This is a genomic window from Streptomyces sp. TS71-3, from assembly GCF_018327685.1.
Lineage (GTDB): Bacteria > Actinomycetota > Actinomycetes > Streptomycetales > Streptomycetaceae > Streptomyces.
The window spans coordinates 2453016-2470121 of sequence record NZ_BNEL01000001.1 but is presented as its reverse complement, the minus strand read 5'-3'; the positions used below and the strand labels follow the sequence as shown (position 1 = coordinate 2470121).

Genomic DNA, 17106 nt, shown 5'->3' with positions numbered 1-17106 from the left:
CGCCATGCCGGACCAGTCTTCCGCCCGGGCGCACCGGGACGATGCCCCATGGAATGGCCCGAACGAGGAGGCCACGGCACCACCCCCCGACCCGCCGCACCCGAGCGCGCCCGCGCGCTACCGGCGGCTCTTCGCCATTCCCGGCGCCGTCGCCTTCACGATCGGGAATCTGATCGCCCGGCTCCCGATGGGCATGTTCAGCGTGAGCGCGATCACCATGATCGCGGGGCTGCGGGGGTCGTACGCCCTCGCGGGTGCGGTCACGGCGACGGGCCTGGCCGCCACCGCGCTCGTCGGGCCGTGGACGGCGCGGATGGTCGACCGGTACGGGCAGGCGCGGGTCGCGGTGCCGGCGGCCGCGGTCGCCGTGCTCGGCTCGCTGGCGCTGGTGCTGTGCGTGCGCACCGGCGCACCGGACTGGACCCTCTTCGCCTGCTACACGGCCACGGCCACCACGCCCAACACGGGCGGGATGTCCCGGGCCCGGTGGGCCCACCTGCTCGCCGGCGACCAGGCCGCGCTGCACACCGCGAACTCGTTCGAGCAGGTCGCCGACGAGCTGTGCTTCATGCTCGGCCCCGTGCTGGCGGTGTTCCTGTGCACGGAGCTGTTCCCGGAGGCGGGCACGCTGATCGGGGCGGTGCTGCTGCTGACCGGGGTGGTGCTGTTCGCCGCCCAGCGCCGCACCGAGCCGCCGCCCGGCGGCCGGAGCACGGGCCGGGCACCGCTGCGGGCCCCGGGCATCCCCGCGCTGCTGGCCGTCTTCCTCGCCACCGGGGCCGTCTTCGGCTCCCTGGAGGTGGTGACGATCGCGTTCGCGGACGCACAGGGACACCGCGCTGCCGCGGGTTCGGTCCTGGCCTTGCAGGCGGCGGGCTCCGGCGTGGCGGGGCTCGTCTACGGCGCGTGGCGGCTGACGGGCCCGCCGGAGCGCCGGCTGCCCCGGTGCGTGGCCGCGATGACCGTGCTGATGACGATGCCGCTGCTGGCCGCCACGCTCACCGGCTCGCTGCCGGTGCTCGCCGCGACGCTGCTGGTCGCGGGCATGGCGACGGCACCGACGATGGTCACGGGCATGACCCTGGTCCAGCGCCGCACGCCGCCGGGCCGGCTCAACGAGGGCATGACGCTCTCGGTGACCGCACTGCTCGGCGGCGTCGCGGCCGGCTCGGCGACGGGCGGGTGGCTGGTGGAGCACGCGGGGGCCGCGACGGGCTACGTGACACCGGCTTCGGCGGCGGGGACGGCGTTCGTGCTGTCGTGCGTGGCGACGGCGCGGACGCGCCGCGTGGGGGGCGCGGTTGGCGTCTAGGGCTGCCCCGGCCCGGTCAGGGGCGCGGGGTGGGGGTACCTCCCACGCCCTCAAGGCAGTGAGGAAGTGAGCAACCACCCACCCGCCACGGGTCCGGATACGGCAGAACCAGGCCCCTCGGGACGGTGACGACCTGACGGTCACGTCGTGGCTCGTCGCGCAGTTCCCCGCGCCCCTGCGCAGGCCGGGGCAGACCCCCACGTCAGCGGCCCCCACCCCGGAAGGGGCGCGGGGTGGGGGTACCTCCCACGCCCTCAAGGCAGTGGGGGAGCGACCAACCCCCACCCTCCGGTGGCCGGACACGACAGAACCACACCCCCTCGGGCGGTGAGGACGTGACGTCATGTCCTGGCTGACGGCCCCCACGCACGGGTGGGCCGGCGCCGCCCCCACTCCGGATGCACCCCCACCCCACCCGTGCGACCCTTTCATCAGCGCGCGACAGCGCCACCGTGCCGCTCCGCCGCGCGGGCCCGCCTGGCCGAACCGGAACCGCCGGTTTCGCGCGCCCCGCACGGGGCGCGACGCCCGGGACGGAGGGCAGTCATGGACGAGATCCTGGTGAACACGTCGACGGCGGGCCCCCAGTTCCAGCCGGCCGTGGACTCCCTCAGCAGCACCGAGTACATGGCCGTGTGGGCCGACCGGGGGACCGCCGAGATCAGGGGCCAGATCCTGACGGCCGGCGGCGACAAGAGCGGCGAGGAGTTCACGGTGAACTCCCCGGCGCCGGAGCAGGCCAACACCAACCGCCAGCTCCCGATGCTGACCGACACCGGGTTCAACATCGTCACCGCCTGGATCGAGCAGCCCTTCGACGTGCCGCCGCCCCGCCCCCGGGTGAAGATGCAGCGGTACAGGAACGCCGTGAAGGCGGGCCCCGAGATCCAGGTGAACACCACCGACATCGACCCCGGCAACCGCCCCTCCGTCACCCGGATGGTGGACGGCGGAGCCGTCGTCGTCTGGACCGACACCCGGGCCGACCGGCGCATCCGCGCCCAGCGCTTCGACGCGGAGGGCAACAAGGCCGAGCCGGAGTTCACCGTGAACACCACGGAGGGCTTCCACACCAGCCCGGTCGCGTCGATCCTCGCGGACGGCAGCTACGTCGTCGCCTGGACGAAGGACCCCGCCGCGGTCGACGGCGACCGGCTCGTCTTCCGCCTCTTCGACTTCGACGGCACGCCCCGCAGCGGGGAGATCCAGCCGAACATCTCCGGCTTCCGGCCCGGGAACACCGTGACGCTGCTGGACAACGGGCGCTTCGTCATCGCCCACGTCGACCACATCGCGGACAGCGACCTCGGGGTCCCGCAGAGCACCGTCGAGGCGAGCATCTTCGAGCCGGACGGCACCGCGGCCACCAGCCTCACCGCGGGCACCCCGCAGGGCTTCCACCGCTCGTGGCCGGCGCTCGCGCCGCTGCCCGGCGGGCGGTTCCTGCTCGCCTGGGTGGAGAAGAGCGCGACCACCGTCGACACCGTCCCATCGGTGATGGCGAAGGTGTGCTCCGACAGCCAGGGCTCGCTCACCGACAAGGTGCAGGTCAACACGGCGGAGGCCGGCGACCGCTTCCAGGTCTCGGCCGCGACGGCGTTCGGCGGCGACGGCGAGTCCGCCTTCATCACGTGGGCCGACGACAGCCGCGCCACGGGCGACCTCTCGGACTTCGGCGTCCGCGGGCGGGCGTTCCGCATCGATCCTTCGGGGGCGCTGCTGTGAGGGCTGTCACCTGACGCCCGGCGCTCGTCGAACGATCCGGCGGGCACGCCGCCCGGCCTGCCGCCGGCGTAGCCGCTCAGGCTCTGTTCAGCTCTGCGGGCTCAGTCCGGCCACGGCCAGCCGGAACAGCCGGTCCGCCTGGGCGGCGGGGTCGGGGTAGTGCTCCGTGGCCAGGACGATGCCGACGACCAGCGTGATCAGGTCGGCGACGGTGACGCCTGCCGCCAGCGCGCCGTCCTGCACGGCACGGCGCAGCAAAGGGTCCGCCGCCTCTTCCAGCGCCGCCGAGCAGCTGTTCTCGTGCACCGGGCCGTCGTAGGCCAGCGCGGCCGCCAGCCCCCGGGCGGAGACGGAGTAGGCGACGACGTCATCGAGCCATTCCAGGAGCGCGTTCCGGCTGTCGCCCCTGCCGGTCAGGTCATGGGCGCGGACGCACAGGGCCTCGATCCGTTTCCGGGAGACCGCCTCCAGCAGCGCACGGCGCGTGGGGAAGTGCCGGCGCACGGTCGCCGAGCCGACCCCCGCGGTGCGGGCGATCTGTTCCAGGGAGGCGTCGGCTCCATGGGCGGCGACCTCCTCTTCGGCCACGGCGAGGATGCGCGTGTAGTTGCGTCGGGCGTCCGCACGCTGGCGCTCAGGCATGGCGTCACCTCCAGGATTGATAAGTGGCGGGCCCCGCCGTATCGTAGCGGCCCATAAACGGCGGGCCCCGCCGTTTAATTGGCGAGCAACCCGAGGAAGCGCCATGCCCGCAGATTCCGCACCCGTCCTGGTCACCGGCGCCACCGGCAGGCAGGGCGGGGCCACCGCCCGCGCGCTGCTCGCGGCAGGCGTTCCCGTCCGCGCCCTGGTACGGGACCCGGCCACCGACCGGGCCAGGGCCGTCGAGGCACTCGGCACCGAACTGGTCACCGCCGACCTCCACGACCGCGATGCGGTGATCCGGGCCGCCGAGGGTGCCCGCGCCGTCTTCTCCGTGCAGATGCCCGCCATCACGGCAGAAGGCTTCGATTTCGAGGGGGAGGTGGCCCAGGGCGTCAACCTCATCGAGAGCGCGAAGGCCGCCGGAGTGCCGCAGTTCGTGCACACATCCGTCACCGGCGCCGGCCAGCACACCGCGGCTCCCGGCTGGGCCGAAGGCCGGTGGGCGTCGATGGAACCCACCCTGGGCGCCAAGAGCGCGATCCAGGACCGGGCCCGCGCGGCCGGCTTCCCCCACTGGACGCTTCTCAAGCCGGGCTTCTTCATGGAGAACTTCCTCCCGTCCATGGCGTTGCTGTTCCCGCGCGGCACAGAAGGCGGCCTGGTGAGCGTCCTGAACCCCGGGACCCGGCTCTCCCTGGTCGCGGTGGACGACATCGGCACGGCGGCCGCCGCGGCCATCACCGCGCCGGAGCGGTTCGACGGGGTAGAACTTGAGCTGGCGAGCGACTACCTGTCGATGACGGAGATCGCCGAGACCCTGTCCCGCGCCCTGGACACGCATGTCTCCGCACCGGACATGACCGAGGAGGAGGCCCTCGCCGCCGGAATGCCACCGATGGGCGCCGGCCACGAGTGGCTGAACGCAGCCGGCCAGCCGGCCCGCCCGCAGTACGCGCGAGACCTGGGAATCCCGCTCACCAGCTTCGAGGAATGGACCCGGCAGCACATGCACCCCACCGCGTGACACGGCCCCGGGTCTCGGTTCAGCGCAGGTACGTCTGCTGCCATTCGATCGACGTCATGTTCAGCGCGGCCTCGGCGAGGGCCTGGGCAGAGGCCGTCTTGAGCTTCGCAAGGCTGCTGTCGGTCCAGGGCTGGACGTTCGCGTAGCCCTGCTCCCTGTACTCCACGGCCTGAATCAGGCATTCCAGCTTGTCGGCGTCGTGCGCGCAGATCACTTCGAGGGAGTCACCGTTCGACTGCCTGCCGGGACGCCGCCATTCACCTTCGCCAGTCGAAGCCTCCAGGTCAACCACGTGCATCAGCCTCAAAATGGAACCGCTTGCCGCTGGCCAGGCCCGACCTTGTGGAGTGCGTTTGGGTGCCAGCTACCCAGGCTTCCTCACACTGCCCCCATGGGGACGCTACGCTGCACAGACCGCGCTACTGACAATGTGGGCTTTGTGATTTTGGGGTCAAGATGAGCGAACCGTGGACCATCGAACGTATCTGCGACGCACTAGGCAACCCCGCCCTCGCCAAGCGAGCCCTCGCCGAGATCAACAAGGCGCCTGCTCACCAACTTCTCCAAGCGTTCGCGAAGTGGGAACGCATCGCGAAGAACACTGTTGCCGCCTTCGAGCAAGGTAGCGAGATCATCGCCCACGAGTCTCGCGGTGAAGAACCTCCTGGCGAGTGGATCGACGGAACGGAGCGGATCCAGGGACAAGCTGCCCGAATCCGTGCACGCGGGGCTGCTTGACCTGTCACGATCTACGGCGTGTACAAGCTCCGCTACGACGAGCAGACCGCCGCCGTCTGGGACTCCCTCCCAACCGAGGCCAGCGAGGAACTCGTCCTCGCCATGGCAGACGTCTGCCACGACCCCTACGCGACCACCGAGCCGTACAACGGCAACAAGGAACGTCGCACGCTCGCCCTCCGGCACACCGCGGTCGCCCTCATCGTCATCGACGCGCCCCCCGTACAGCGGGTGTACATCCGCAATATCGATTACCTCGGCTGACTGCCTGCACGGTGACGCTCCACCCGGAAGTCCAGGTGGAGCGTTCTACTTTGGCGGCTACCCCGTGGTCACCGTCACCCTCACCTCCCACGGCGGGGGCGGCGGGTCAACGGATCCGCAGAGCTCGGCTCAGTACACGCCGGACCAGTGCTTCCAGCATCAGCGGCACCATCCGCTCCCCACAGTTCCTCAGACACGGCCATCAGCGCGAACTCAGCCTCACTGTGTGAGCAGCTCTAAGGGGCCCAACATCCCCGAACGTTCGGCCCGCCGCACATCCACCCCGATTCCCGCGCCCCCCATTGACGCGCCGTGCGTCCGCCCCTACCTTCCGCGTCGAAGCGATTCGACGATCTGTGTCGAAACGATTCGACAGACACCTCACACCGGCACCAGGCACACCGGCACCGGGCACACCGGCACGAGCACCCAACTGCACCGACCCGACAGCTCACCCCACGGCGGAGGCAAGGATGTTGACGGCACGAAGGCGTGCGGCGGCTGCGGTCGCGACGGCTGTTGCGGGGAGCCTGCTCCTGGCCTCCTGCGGCGGCTCCGGCGGCGGCTCCTCCGATCCGAACACCCTGAAGCTCTGGCACTACGAGGCTCCGAACAGCGCGATGGGCATCGCCTGGAACGAGGCCATCAAGGAGTTCGAGAAGGGCCACCCGGGCGTCATGGTGAAGTTCGAGGAGAAGGGCTTCGAGCAGATCCAGAAGACCGCGCCGATGGTGCTGAACTCCGACGACGCCCCGGACCTGATGGAGTACAACAAGGGCAACGCGACCGCCGGCCTGCTCTCCAGGCAGGGGCTGCTCACCGACCTGACGGACGAGGCCCACAAGCGCGGCTGGGACAAGCAGGTCACGGGCGGCGTGCGCACCACGAGCCAGTACAGCCCCGGCGGCGTGATGGGCTCCGGCAAGTGGTACGGGATACCGAACTACGCCGAGTTCTCGATGGTCTACTACAACAAGGACCTGTTCGCGAAGTACCACGTCAAGGTCCCGAAGACCATCGACGAGATGACCGCCGCGATGGACACCTTCGTCAAGCACGGCGTCACCCCGCTGTCCGACGGCGGCGCCGAGTACGTCGCCCAGCAGTACCTGTACCAGCTCGCGCTCTCCAAGGCCGACCGCTCCTGGGTGGACGCCTACCAGCTCTACAAGGGGAAGACCGACTTCCACGACGCGGCCTGGACGTACGCCGCGGACACCTTCGCCGACTGGGTGAAGAAGGGCTACATCGCCAAGGACTCCAGCAGCGTGAAGGCCGAGGACGCGGGAACGGCGTTCATCTCCGGGAAGTACCCGATGCTGTCGTCGGGGAGCTGGTGGTTCGGGCGGTTCCAGGACGAGGTGAAGTTCGACTGGGGAACGTATCTGTGGCCGGGCTCCAGCTTCGTGCCGGGCTCCGGCGGGAACCTCTGGGTGGTGCCGCAGGGCGCGAAGAACAAGGACCTCGCCTACGAGTTCATCGACATCACGCTGAAGAAGACCGTCCAGAACCTGCTGGGCAACAAGGGCGGCGTGCCGATCGCCGCCGATCCGGGCGCCATCACCGACCCCCAGTCCAAGCAGCTCATCAAGGACTTCGACGCGGTCTCCGGGCGTGACGGCCTCGCGTACTACCCGGACTGGCCCGTGCCCGGCTTCTACGACGTCCTCGTCTCCGAGGTGCAGAAGCTGATCACCGGCACCGGCAAGCCCGCGGACACCCTCACCGCACTCCAGAAGGCCTACGACGACGGCGTCCCGAAGTCGTGAACCGGGCGCCCGGCGCCCCCGCGGCGCCCCCCACCGCCCCGGGCGGGGCGCGGACCGCACGCCCCGCGACCGCGTCCCGCCCGGCCAGCACGCGCCCAAGGCCCCGCAACCCCTACCTGCCCTACCTGCTGCCCGGCTTCGCCGCCTTCCTCGCCGTGATCGTCGTGCCGTTCCTGATGAACACGGGCGTGAGCTTCACCGACTGGCAGGGCGTGGGCTCGCCGAAGTGGGCCGGGCTCGCCAACTACACGCGGCTCGCCTCCGACTCCGCGTTCTGGGAGTCGTTCCGGCACTCGCTGGCGATGGTGGTGGCGATGGCGGTGATCCCCACCGCCCTCGGCCTGGTCCTCGCCGCCGCGCTCTTCGACTTCGTCGCGAAGCACTACGGCAGCAGGGTCGCGGCCGTGCTGCGGGCCTGCTTCTACCTGCCGCAGGTGCTGCCGATCGCGGTGGCCGGCATCGTCTGGAGCTGGATCCTCGCGCCGTCGAACGGCTCCCTGAACGCGCTGCTGAAGGCGGTCGGGCTCGGCTCGCTCCAGCAGGACTGGCTGGGCGACCCCGACATCGCGCTGTACAGCGTGATGGCCGTGATGGTGTGGGTGCAGCTCGGCTTCCCGCTGGTGGTGTTCATGGCCGGGTTGCAGCGCACCGACCCGCAGCTCACGGAGGCCGCGGAGCTGGACGGCGCCGGCTGGTGGCGCAGGTTCTGGCACGTGACGCTGCCGCAGATCCGGCCGGAGATCGCGGTGGTGCTGCTGTGGTGCACCATCGCCGCGCTCAAGGTCTTCGGCGCGGTCTACGTCCTCACCAAGGGCGGCCCGGGCGGCGCCACGGACGTGCCCTCGTACTTCTCCTTCCAGAACTTCTTCGAGAAGACGCAGGTCGGCTACGGCTCCGCCGTGTCCACCGTGCTGACCGTGATCATCCTGGCGCTGGCCCTCGGAGCCCTGCGCCTGCAGAGCCGCGCGGAGGACGACGCGCAGGAGGGACCGAGGTGAGCCCCGTGCAAGGACCGCCGGTACAGGAGGGACCACCGGTACGGGAGGGACCGCGGTGACCGCCCTGCGCCGCTCCCCCGTCCTCGCCGCCCTCGTGATCGGCGCCGTCCTCATGGTGCTGCCGTTCGCGATCGTGGCCCTGAACGCCGTCAAGTCCCCGGCCGAGTACAACGCCCACGGCCCGCTGAGCCTGCCCGGCGGGTTCTACCTGGACGGCATCAGGAGCTTCTGGCAGCGCGTCGACTACGGGCAGAAGCTCGCCAACTCCGTGCTGATCAGCGGCTCGGTGGCGGTCCTCGCGGCCGCCTTGAGCATCCTGAACGCCTACGCGATCGGCATCGGCCGCATCAGGGGCCGCACCTGGGTGCTGGCGTTCTTCGTGCTCGCGAACATGCTGCCGCAGGAGGCGCTGGTCTACCCCGTCTACTACCTGGCCAAGCAGGTCGGCCTGTACGACACCCGGCTGAGCGTGATCATCGTCTTCACGGTGATCCAGGCGGCCTTCGGCACCTACCTGCTCTCGTCCGTGCTGGGCGCCTTCCCCCGCGAGGTCGTCGAGGCGGCCCGTATCGACGGCGCGAGCACGTGGCAGGTGCTGTGGCGGATCGTCGTGCCGGTCTCGCGGCCGACCATCGGGGTGCTGCTGGTCTTCTTCTTCATCTGGACGTGGAACGAGTTCCTGCTGCCGCTGGTGATGCTGATCTCCAACGACAACCAGACCGTGTCCGTGGCGCTCGGCGTCCTCCAGGGCCAGCGGCTGATGGACGCCACCATGACCAACGCCGCGGCGCTGCTCGGCGTGCTGCCCGCGATCGTCTTCTTCCTCGTCTTCCAGCGGACCCTCACCCGCGGCATCGCCGTGGGCGCCGTCAAGTAATCGGCCATCGAGTAATCGGCCGCCAGGCAACCGGCCGCCAGGCAACCGTGGGCGCCATCACCTCAGGAGGAGCCGAATGAAGTTCACCGACGGCTACTGGATGCTGCGCGAAGGCGTCAGCGCCGCCTACCCGGTGGAGGTCCTCGACGTGTCCCCGGGCCCCGGCAGCCTGGAGATCCACGCACCGACGCAGCCCATCCGGCACCGCGGCGACCTGCTGAAGGGACCGGTCATGACCGTCCGCGCGCACGCGCCGATGCCCGACGTCATCGGGGTCACGCTCACCCACTTCGACGGCGAGAAGGAGCGGGACCCGCACTTCACGGTCGCCGAACGCCCGGAGTTCGCCCCCCAGGTGTCGTACGACGACGAGCACGCGCTGCTCACCTCCGGCGCCCTGACCCTCCGGGTGGCCCGCAGCGGGCCCTGGCACCTGGACTTCCTCACCGGCGGCCGGCCGCTGACCGGTAGCGGCGGCAAGGGCATGGGCATCATGCGGGACGCCGGCGGCGGCCACTACCTGCGCGAGCAGCTCGGCCTCGGCGTCGGCACGTCCGTCTTCGGGCTCGGCGAGCGGTTCGGGCCGCTGGTCAGGAACGGCCAGGTGGTGGACATGTGGAACGCCGACGGCGGCACCGCCACCGAGCAGGCGTACAAGAACGTGCCGTTCTACCTCACCGACGCCGGCTACGGCGTCTTCGTGGACCACCCCGGCCGGGTGTCGTTCGAGGTCGGCTCGGAGTCCGTCTCCCGGGTGCAGTTCAGCGTCGAGGGCCAGCGGCTGACGTACTACATGATCTACGGCCCCACGCCGAAGGAGATCCTGCGCAAGTACACGGCGCTCACCGGCCGGCCCGCGCTGCCGCCGGCGTGGTCGTTCGGGCTGTGGCTGTCCACGTCGTTCACCACCTCCTACGACGAGCAGACCGTGTCCTCGTTCATCGACGGCATGCGCGAGCGGGACCTGCCGCTGTCGGTGTTCCACTTCGACTGCTTCTGGATGCGCGAGTTCAACTGGTGCGACTTCGAGTGGGACCCGCGGGTCTTCCCCGACCCGGAGGGCATGCTGGCCCGGCTCAAGGAGCGGGGCCTGCGCATCTGCGTCTGGATCAACCCCTACATCGCGCAGCGCTCGCCGCTGTTCGCGGAGGGCCGCGCGCTCGGGCACCTGCTGAGGAAGCCGGACGGCAGCGTGTGGCAGTGGGACCTGTGGCAGCCCGGCATGGCGCTGGTCGACTTCACCAGCCCCACCGCCCGCGAGTGGTACGCGGCCAAGCTGGAGGCGCTGCTCGGCATGGGCGTCGACTGCTTCAAGACGGACTTCGGCGAGCGCGTCCCCGTCGACGTCGCCTACGCCGACGGCTCCGACCCCGAGCGCATGCACAACTACTACACCTACCTCTACAACCGCACCGTCTTCGACGTGCTGGCCAAGCACCGCGGGGAGGGCGAGGCGGTCGTCTTCGCCCGCTCGGCGACCGCCGGCAGCCAGCAGTTCCCGGTGCACTGGGGCGGCGACTGCGAGTCCACGTACGAGGCGATGGCGGAGTCGCTGCGCGGCGGGCTGAGCCTCGGCATGTCCGGCTTCGGCTACTGGAGCCACGACATCGGCGGCTTCGAGGGCACCCCGGACCCGGCGCTGTTCAAACGGTGGATCGCCTTCGGGCTGCTCTCCTCGCACAGCAGGCTGCACGGCTCGTCGTCGTACCGGGTGCCGTGGCTCTTCGACGAGGAGGCGGTGGACGTGCTGCGGCTGTTCACCAAGCTGAAGATGGGCCTGATGCCGTACCTGTCGGCGGCGGCGCGCACCGCGCACACCGAGGGCCTGCCGATGATGCGGGCGATGGTCCTGGAGTTCCCGGACGACCCGGCCTGCGCCCACCTGGAACGGCAGTACATGCTCGGCCCCGACCTGCTGGTCGCCCCGGTCTTCTCCGACGCGGGCGACGTCGCGTACTACGTGCCCGAGGGCACCTGGACGCACTTCCTCACCGGCGAGAGCGTCACCGGACCGCGCTGGGTGCGCGAGCGGCACGGCTTCCTCAGCGTCCCGCTGCTGGTGCGGCCCGGTGCGGTGATCCCGGTCGGCGCGGTGGACGACCGGCCCGACTACGCCTACGCCGACGGGGTCACCCTGCGCGTCTTCGCGCCCGAGCCCGGCTCGCAGGTCACGGTGCCGGTGGGCGAGACGACGTTCACGGTGGCCCGCGAGGGCGACACGCTGCGCGCCTCGGCGGGCGACCCGTCCGCGCCGTGGTCCGTCGAGTGCGGGGGGCGCACGGCGCGCGCCGAGGCGGGCAGCGGGTTCCTCACGCTGGAGCTGGACGTGTGACGCGCGGGGGCGGAACGCGTGATGCACAGGAGCGGGACGCGTGACGAGCCGGAGCTGGACGCGCACGGTTCTGGAGCCGGACGCGTAACGGAGGTGGGCGACCGGCCGGTGGCGGCCGGTCGCACGGCGGCCGAAGGGGGCCACCTTGGTCAAGATCACAGATGTGGCACGGCACGCCGGGGTGTCCCCCAGCACGGTCAGCTACGCGCTGAGCGGCAAGCGGTCCATCTCCGCGGAGACCCGGCGCCGCGTCGAGGCCAGCATCCGCGAGCTCGGCTACCGGCCGCACGCCGGCGCGCGGGCGCTGGCCAGCAGCCGTTCCAACGTGCTGGCGCTGGTGGTGCCGCTGCGCAGCGGCATGCACGTGCCGGTGGTGATGCAGTTCGCGGTGTCGGTGGTGACCACGGCACGGCGGCACGACCACGACGTGCTGCTGCTCACCCAGGAGGAGGGCGAGGAGGGGCTGCGGCGGGTCGCGGACACCGCCCTCGTCGACGCGCTGATCGTGATGGACGTCCAGATGCACGACGCGCGCCTGCCGCTGCTGCGCGCCCTGGACCGCCCCTCGGTGCTGATCGGCTTCCCGGCCGAGCCCGCCGGTCTCACCTGCATCGACCTGGACTTCCGGGCGGCGGGCGAGGCGTGCGTGGAGCAACTGGCGCTGCTCGGGCACCGGTGCGTCGCGCTGATCGGCTCGCCGCCGGAGGTCTACCTGCGGCAGACCGGCTTCGCGCAGCGCGTCGCCGAGGGGTTCACGGCCGCCGCGGACCGGCACGGGCTGAGGTCGTCCGTGCATCCGTGCGAGGCGTCGCCGGGGGCGGCGCGGGCGGTGGCGGAGCGGTTGCTGCGCGAGCAGCCGGCGCTCACCGGGGTGGTCGTGCACAACGAGCCGCTCCTTGAGCCGTTGCTCGACGCGTTCGAGCAGCTCGGGCTGCGGGTGCCGGGTGATCTGTCGATCACGGCGATCTGTCCGGAGGAGGTGGCGCTCTCCGCGCGGGTGCCGGTGACTTCCGTCGCGATTCCCACGGGGGAGGTGGGGGCGCGGGCGGTGGAGCTGCTGATGCGGAAGCTGGGGGGTTCTCCGGTGCCGGAGGAGACGTTGCTGGCGCCGCGGTTGGTGGTGCGGGGCAGCACGGCTCCGCGCGGTTGATGTGGGGGGCACGCCCCCCGGGGCCCCGGTTTTCGCCCTCCGGGCTCGTCCTCAATCGCCGGACGGGCTTGATTTGGCTGAGCTTTCGCCTCAGCCGCGCCACCCGGCCGCAAGGCCGCAAGGCCACCGAGCCACCGAGCCACCGAGGGGACGGTGCCACGGACCGGCCGCACGCATCACCTACGTCACGAAGGACGACGCACCACGCACCACGTACGTACGAGAACGACGAGACACACCGTCATCGAATCGCTTCGACCACGTGGAGGCACCGCACATGACTACGAGAAGGACCGCACCGAGAAGAACCGCACGCAACGGTGGCCGTCGCGGCCGCCGGCTGCCGTGGACGCGGCTGGCCGTGCCGGCGCTGGCGCTCGCTCTGGTGGCCGGGCTCGGGGCCACCGGTACCGTCGCGAGTGCCGCCGGGGCGGGCGGGTACCCGTTCCGGAACCCGGCCCTCCCCCTCCCGCAGCGGGTGGACGACCTGCTGGGGCGGCTCACGCTCGACGAGCGGATCTCCCTGCTGCACCAGTACGAACCGGCCGTCCCCCGGCTCGGCGTCGGCGCCTTCCGGACCGGTACCGAGGCGCTGCACGGGGTGGCGTGGCTCGGTGAGACCACGGTGTTCCCGCAGGCGCTGGGGCTGGCGTCCACCTGGGATCCGGGGCTGATCCGGCAGGTGGGCTCGGCGGTGGGCGACGAGGACCGGGGGTTCCAGCAGGAGCGGCCCGCCGGGTGGGGCCTGAACGTGTGGGCGCCGGTGGTGAATCTGCTGCGCGACCCGCGGTGGGGCCGGAACGAGGAGGGCTACTCGGAGGACCCGTACCTCACCGGCGCCATGGCCACCGCCTACGGCACCGGCCTGACCGGCGGCGACCCTGACCATCTGAAGACCGCGCCCACCCTCAAGCACTTCCTCGGCAACAACAACGAGGTGCACCGCGACACCACCTCGTCCGAGCTGCGGCCCCGGGTCCTCAACGAGTACGACGAGCGGGCCTTCGAGCCGGCCCTCACGGCGGGCGCGGCGACCGGGGTGATGTCCTCGTACAACCTGGTGAACGGCCGCCCGTCGACGGTCAGCCCGCTGCTCGACGGCGCCCGGAGCTGGAGCGGCCACGACCTGCTGAACGTCACCGACGCCGGCGCCCCCAACAACCTGCTCGCCACCGGCAGCCAGAAGTACTACGGCACCCTCGCCGAGGGCGACGCGGCGGCGCTGAAGGCGGGCGTGGACAGCTTCACGTCCGACGACGCGAACCCGGAGCCGACCACGACGGCCGTCAGGACCGCCCTGGACGAGGGGCTGCTGAGCGAGGCCGACGTCGACGACGCGGCACGGCACGTCCTGTCGGTGCGCTTCCGGCTCGGCGAGTTCGACCCGGACGGCGGCCCGTACGGGTCGATCGGCACGTCCGTGATCAACAGCCCGGCGCACCGGGCGCTGGCCCGCAAGGCGGCGGCCGAGTCGATGGTGCTGCTGAAGAACGCGAAGGGCGCGCTGCCGCTGACCGCGGGCGGCGACAAGGACGTCGCCGTGGTGGGGCCGCTGTCCGACACGCTCTACTCCGACTGGTACTCCGGCACCCTGCCGTACCGGGTCACCCCGAAGGACGGCATCGCCGCCCGGATCGGTGCGGCCGGGTCCGTCACCGGCAGCGAGGCCGTGGACCGGATCGCGCTGAAGGACACCGCGACCGGCAAGTACGTCACCGCGGGCACCGGCGCGTCGGGCGCGCCGCTCAGGGAGGCGGGCACGGCGGCGTCGGACGACGCGCAGTTCGACGTCTTCGACTGGGGCGCGGGCGTGGTGACGCTGCGCGCGGCGGCCAACGGCAGGTACGTCGGCTACAACGGCTCCGGCTTCCCGAACGACCAGGAGCAGCCGAACGGCTGGTACGTGCAGCAGCAGTTCAAGCTGGAGCAGCAGGACGACGGCGGGTACCTGCTGCGGTACGCCGGATACGAGACCAGCGAGTCCTGGTGGACCCAGGGCACCTACCTGGGCCCGACCGCCGACGGCACGCTCGGCCTGGTCACCGAGGACAAGGCCGCCCACTTCGCCAAGGACGTGGTCAGCAGCGGCACCGAGCAGGCCGTGGCCGCCGTGAAGGGCAAGGACGCCGCGGTCGTGGTGGTCGGCTCGATGCCCGCGATCAACGGCCGGGAGGCCCACGACCGCCCCGACATGGCGCTGGCCCCCGCCCAGGAGGCGCTCGTGAGGGCGGTCAGGGCGGCCAACCCGCACACGGTCGTGGTCGTGGAGAACAGCTACCCGACCACCCTCGGCGACCTGGCGAAGGACGTCCCCGCGCTGCTGTGGACCACGCACGCCGGCCAGGAGACCGGCAACGCGCTGGCCGACGTGCTCTTCGGCGCCGTCGACCCGGCGGGCCGCCTCACCCAGACCTGGTACCGCTCCGAGTCCGACCTGCCCGACATACTGGACTACGACATCATCAAGCAGGACCGCACCTACCAGTACTTCCGGGGCGAGCCGCTCTACCCGTTCGGCTACGGCCTGTCGTACACGTCGTTCCGCTACGGCCCCCTCACGCCCGTGCCCGGCGGCTACCGCGTCGCCGTCACCAACACCGGCGAGCGGGCCGGCGACGAGGTGGTGCAGCTCTACACCCACCAGCGGGACTCCCGTGACAAGCAGCCGCTGAAGCAGCTCAAGGCGTTCCAGCGGGTGTCGCTGAAACCGGGTGAGACCAGGCAGGTCACGCTGAAGCTGGGCCGCTCCGACCTCGCCCACTGGGACGTCACCCGCTCGAAGTGGGTGGTGGAGAGCGGCACGTACGACGTCCTGGCGGGCGCCTCGTCCACGGACATCCGCAGCCGCACCGCGCTGGCCGTGCACGGCGAGACCATCCCGCCCCGGGACCTCGCCCGGCCGACCCGCGCCGAGAACTTCGACGACTACGCCGGCACCCGGCTGGTCGACGAGACGAAGACGGAGGGCACGGCGGTGCAGGGCGACACCACGGGAAGCTGGCTGGAGTTCGGTGACACGCGCCTGGGCGCCGGCCCCGGACGCCTCACCGCACGGGTCGCGTGCGCGGCGGACTGCGCGGGAACGCTGGAGGTCAGGCTCGGCTCGCCGGCCGGCCCCCTGCTGGGCACGGCCCGCGCGGCGGGCACGGCGTCCCCGTACGCCTACGAGACGGTGACAGCCGACCTGAAGGCCCCGCCGGGCCTGGCGCCGGGGGCCGGCGGTGGCCGGGACGTCTACCTGGTGCTCGGCAAGGGCCTGCGCGTGGCGGACTTCACGGTGCGCCCGGCCCGCTGAGGACACGGCGACACCTCCGGGCCCCCGGGGTCCTGGGGGTACGTCAGCCGCCGTGACACGGCCCGGCCGGGTGTGAGGTGCGCCCGGCCGGGCCTCCCGTGGCCTTCGCCGCGCCTGGTGCCGGGGTGACGGGGTGCCGGTAGGCTGAACGGCCGGTTCGCAGGCGGCATTCGATACGCGTGATCCCGCACCGCATCTCGCATGGGAGTGCGTACGGGAATGCACGCAGATATGCGATCGGGAATGCCATCGGAAATGCGCAGGGGATTCCGTATGGGGGATGGGGAACGCGGGTGCGGTACTACACCTACATATCCGACGCCAAGGTGAATCTGCTGTTCGAGCAGATTCCCCAGAAGATGCTGTCGCGCTTGGCGGCGGACTTCGCCATCGACCTGAAGGTCATCAGCCTGGCCGTCCACTCCGCGCCGCCGGAGGCCACCGGCATCAGCAGACTGCAGCTCGTGGAACGGCACATCGAGCAGGAACACGAGGTCGGTTCCGTCCACGAGCCGGCCCCCTGGTTCCGGGGGGAACTCGGCCTGCGGTCGGGCATCCACCGCGACGGGCTCATGCTGCTCACCGGGATCGAGCAGGACACGCTGATCGCTCTGATCGGCTCGGCGCACCACCTCGTCGGCGGCCGCGAGGCGCAGGCGGCGACGGAGCGGATCAGCCACCCGCATTCGCAACTCCCCGCGCTCTTCGGGCTCCTGGAACGGGACGACACCGAGCCGGAGCACTCCCGGACGCTGATCCGCCGGTCGGTCAGCCGGCGCGGGCAGGAGAGCATCGAAGAAGCCGTCGCGCTCCGCCAGGTGGTCCGTTTCGCCGAAGGGTTCCGCGGCCCCCGCCAGGCGAGCGAGTTCCTCGCCCGCCAGCTGATGCACGGCACGACCACGGATCCGGCGGGACGCGAGCTGAACGTCCTGATCGGCACGCCGCTGTACGTCGCGCTGTCCGACGGGTGAGGGCGA

The 17106-nt window shown here is 71.4% G+C and carries 13 protein-coding genes and 1 pseudogene; 12 read left to right on the top strand and 2 right to left on the bottom strand.

The window, feature by feature from the left end:
• The first annotated feature begins 4 nt into the window (after nucleotides 1-4).
• Together Sm713_RS10040 and Sm713_RS10035 are read left to right on the top strand one after the other, a co-directional pair.
• Nucleotides 5-1312: an MFS transporter gene (locus Sm713_RS10040; RefSeq protein WP_249416200.1), complete on the top strand. Its 1308-nt coding sequence runs from the start codon at nucleotides 5-7 to the stop codon at nucleotides 1310-1312.
• Between the two features lie 546 nt (nucleotides 1313-1858).
• Nucleotides 1859-3037 (top strand): hypothetical protein, encoded by a 1179-nt coding sequence (locus tag Sm713_RS10035; protein ID WP_212909284.1) that lies wholly within the window; start codon nucleotides 1859-1861, stop codon nucleotides 3035-3037.
• Nucleotides 3038-3124: 87 nt separating this feature from the next.
• Here Sm713_RS10035 and Sm713_RS10030 read toward each other — a convergent pair whose 3' ends face one another.
• Nucleotides 3125-3679, bottom strand: coding sequence for a TetR/AcrR family transcriptional regulator (locus tag Sm713_RS10030; RefSeq protein WP_212909283.1), 555 nt, complete (start codon nucleotides 3677-3679; stop codon nucleotides 3125-3127).
• A 103-nt stretch (nucleotides 3680-3782) separates the two neighbouring features.
• Between Sm713_RS10030 and Sm713_RS10025 the strand changes: the two genes are divergently transcribed.
• Nucleotides 3783-4706, top strand: coding sequence for an NmrA family NAD(P)-binding protein (locus Sm713_RS10025; RefSeq protein WP_212909282.1), 924 nt, complete (start codon nucleotides 3783-3785; stop codon nucleotides 4704-4706).
• A 19-nt stretch (nucleotides 4707-4725) separates the two neighbouring features.
• Here the strand turns inward: Sm713_RS10025 and Sm713_RS10020 are convergent.
• A pseudogene (locus tag Sm713_RS10020) lies at nucleotides 4726-4935 on the bottom strand (HAD family hydrolase); the annotation flags it as partial.
• Nucleotides 4936-5162: 227 nt separating this feature from the next.
• On the opposite strand from Sm713_RS10020, the gene Sm713_RS10015 reads away from it, so the two are divergent.
• The 9 genes from Sm713_RS10015 to Sm713_RS09975 all read left to right on the top strand — a co-directional run bounded on the left by Sm713_RS10015 (nucleotide 5163) and on the right by Sm713_RS09975 (nucleotide 17100).
• Nucleotides 5163-5444 (top strand): hypothetical protein, encoded by a 282-nt coding sequence (locus Sm713_RS10015; RefSeq protein WP_212909281.1) that lies wholly within the window; start codon nucleotides 5163-5165, stop codon nucleotides 5442-5444.
• A gap of 18 nt (nucleotides 5445-5462) precedes the next feature.
• Nucleotides 5463-5708, top strand: a complete 246-nt coding sequence (locus Sm713_RS10010) for a hypothetical protein (RefSeq protein WP_212909280.1) — start codon at nucleotides 5463-5465, stop codon at nucleotides 5706-5708.
• Between the two features lie 473 nt (nucleotides 5709-6181).
• Nucleotides 6182-7477, top strand: a complete 1296-nt coding sequence (locus Sm713_RS10005; RefSeq protein WP_212909279.1) for an ABC transporter substrate-binding protein — start codon at nucleotides 6182-6184, stop codon at nucleotides 7475-7477.
• A complete protein-coding gene (locus Sm713_RS10000; RefSeq protein WP_212909278.1) occupies nucleotides 7474-8475 on the top strand; it encodes a carbohydrate ABC transporter permease in 1002 nt (333 codons plus the stop codon). The genes Sm713_RS10005 and Sm713_RS10000 overlap by 4 nt, the downstream gene beginning before the upstream one ends.
• Nucleotides 8476-8587: 112 nt before the next feature.
• Nucleotides 8588-9352, top strand: a complete 765-nt coding sequence (locus Sm713_RS09995) for a carbohydrate ABC transporter permease (protein WP_212911909.1) — start codon at nucleotides 8588-8590, stop codon at nucleotides 9350-9352.
• A 76-nt stretch (nucleotides 9353-9428) separates the two neighbouring features.
• Nucleotides 9429-11684 (top strand): alpha-xylosidase, encoded by a 2256-nt coding sequence (yicI, locus tag Sm713_RS09990; protein ID WP_212909277.1) that lies wholly within the window; start codon nucleotides 9429-9431, stop codon nucleotides 11682-11684.
• 145 nt (nucleotides 11685-11829) lie between these two features.
• Entirely contained in the window at nucleotides 11830-12834 is a 1005-nt protein-coding gene (locus Sm713_RS09985; RefSeq protein WP_212909276.1) for a LacI family DNA-binding transcriptional regulator, read from the top strand.
• 277 nt (nucleotides 12835-13111) lie between these two features.
• Entirely contained in the window at nucleotides 13112-16129 is a 3018-nt protein-coding gene (locus Sm713_RS09980; protein ID WP_212909275.1) for a glycoside hydrolase family 3 protein, read from the top strand.
• A 293-nt stretch (nucleotides 16130-16422) separates the two neighbouring features.
• Nucleotides 16423-17100, top strand: a complete 678-nt coding sequence (locus tag Sm713_RS09975; RefSeq protein ID WP_212909274.1) for an SAVMC3_10250 family protein — start codon at nucleotides 16423-16425, stop codon at nucleotides 17098-17100.
• Nucleotides 17101-17106: the final 6 nt, after the last annotated feature.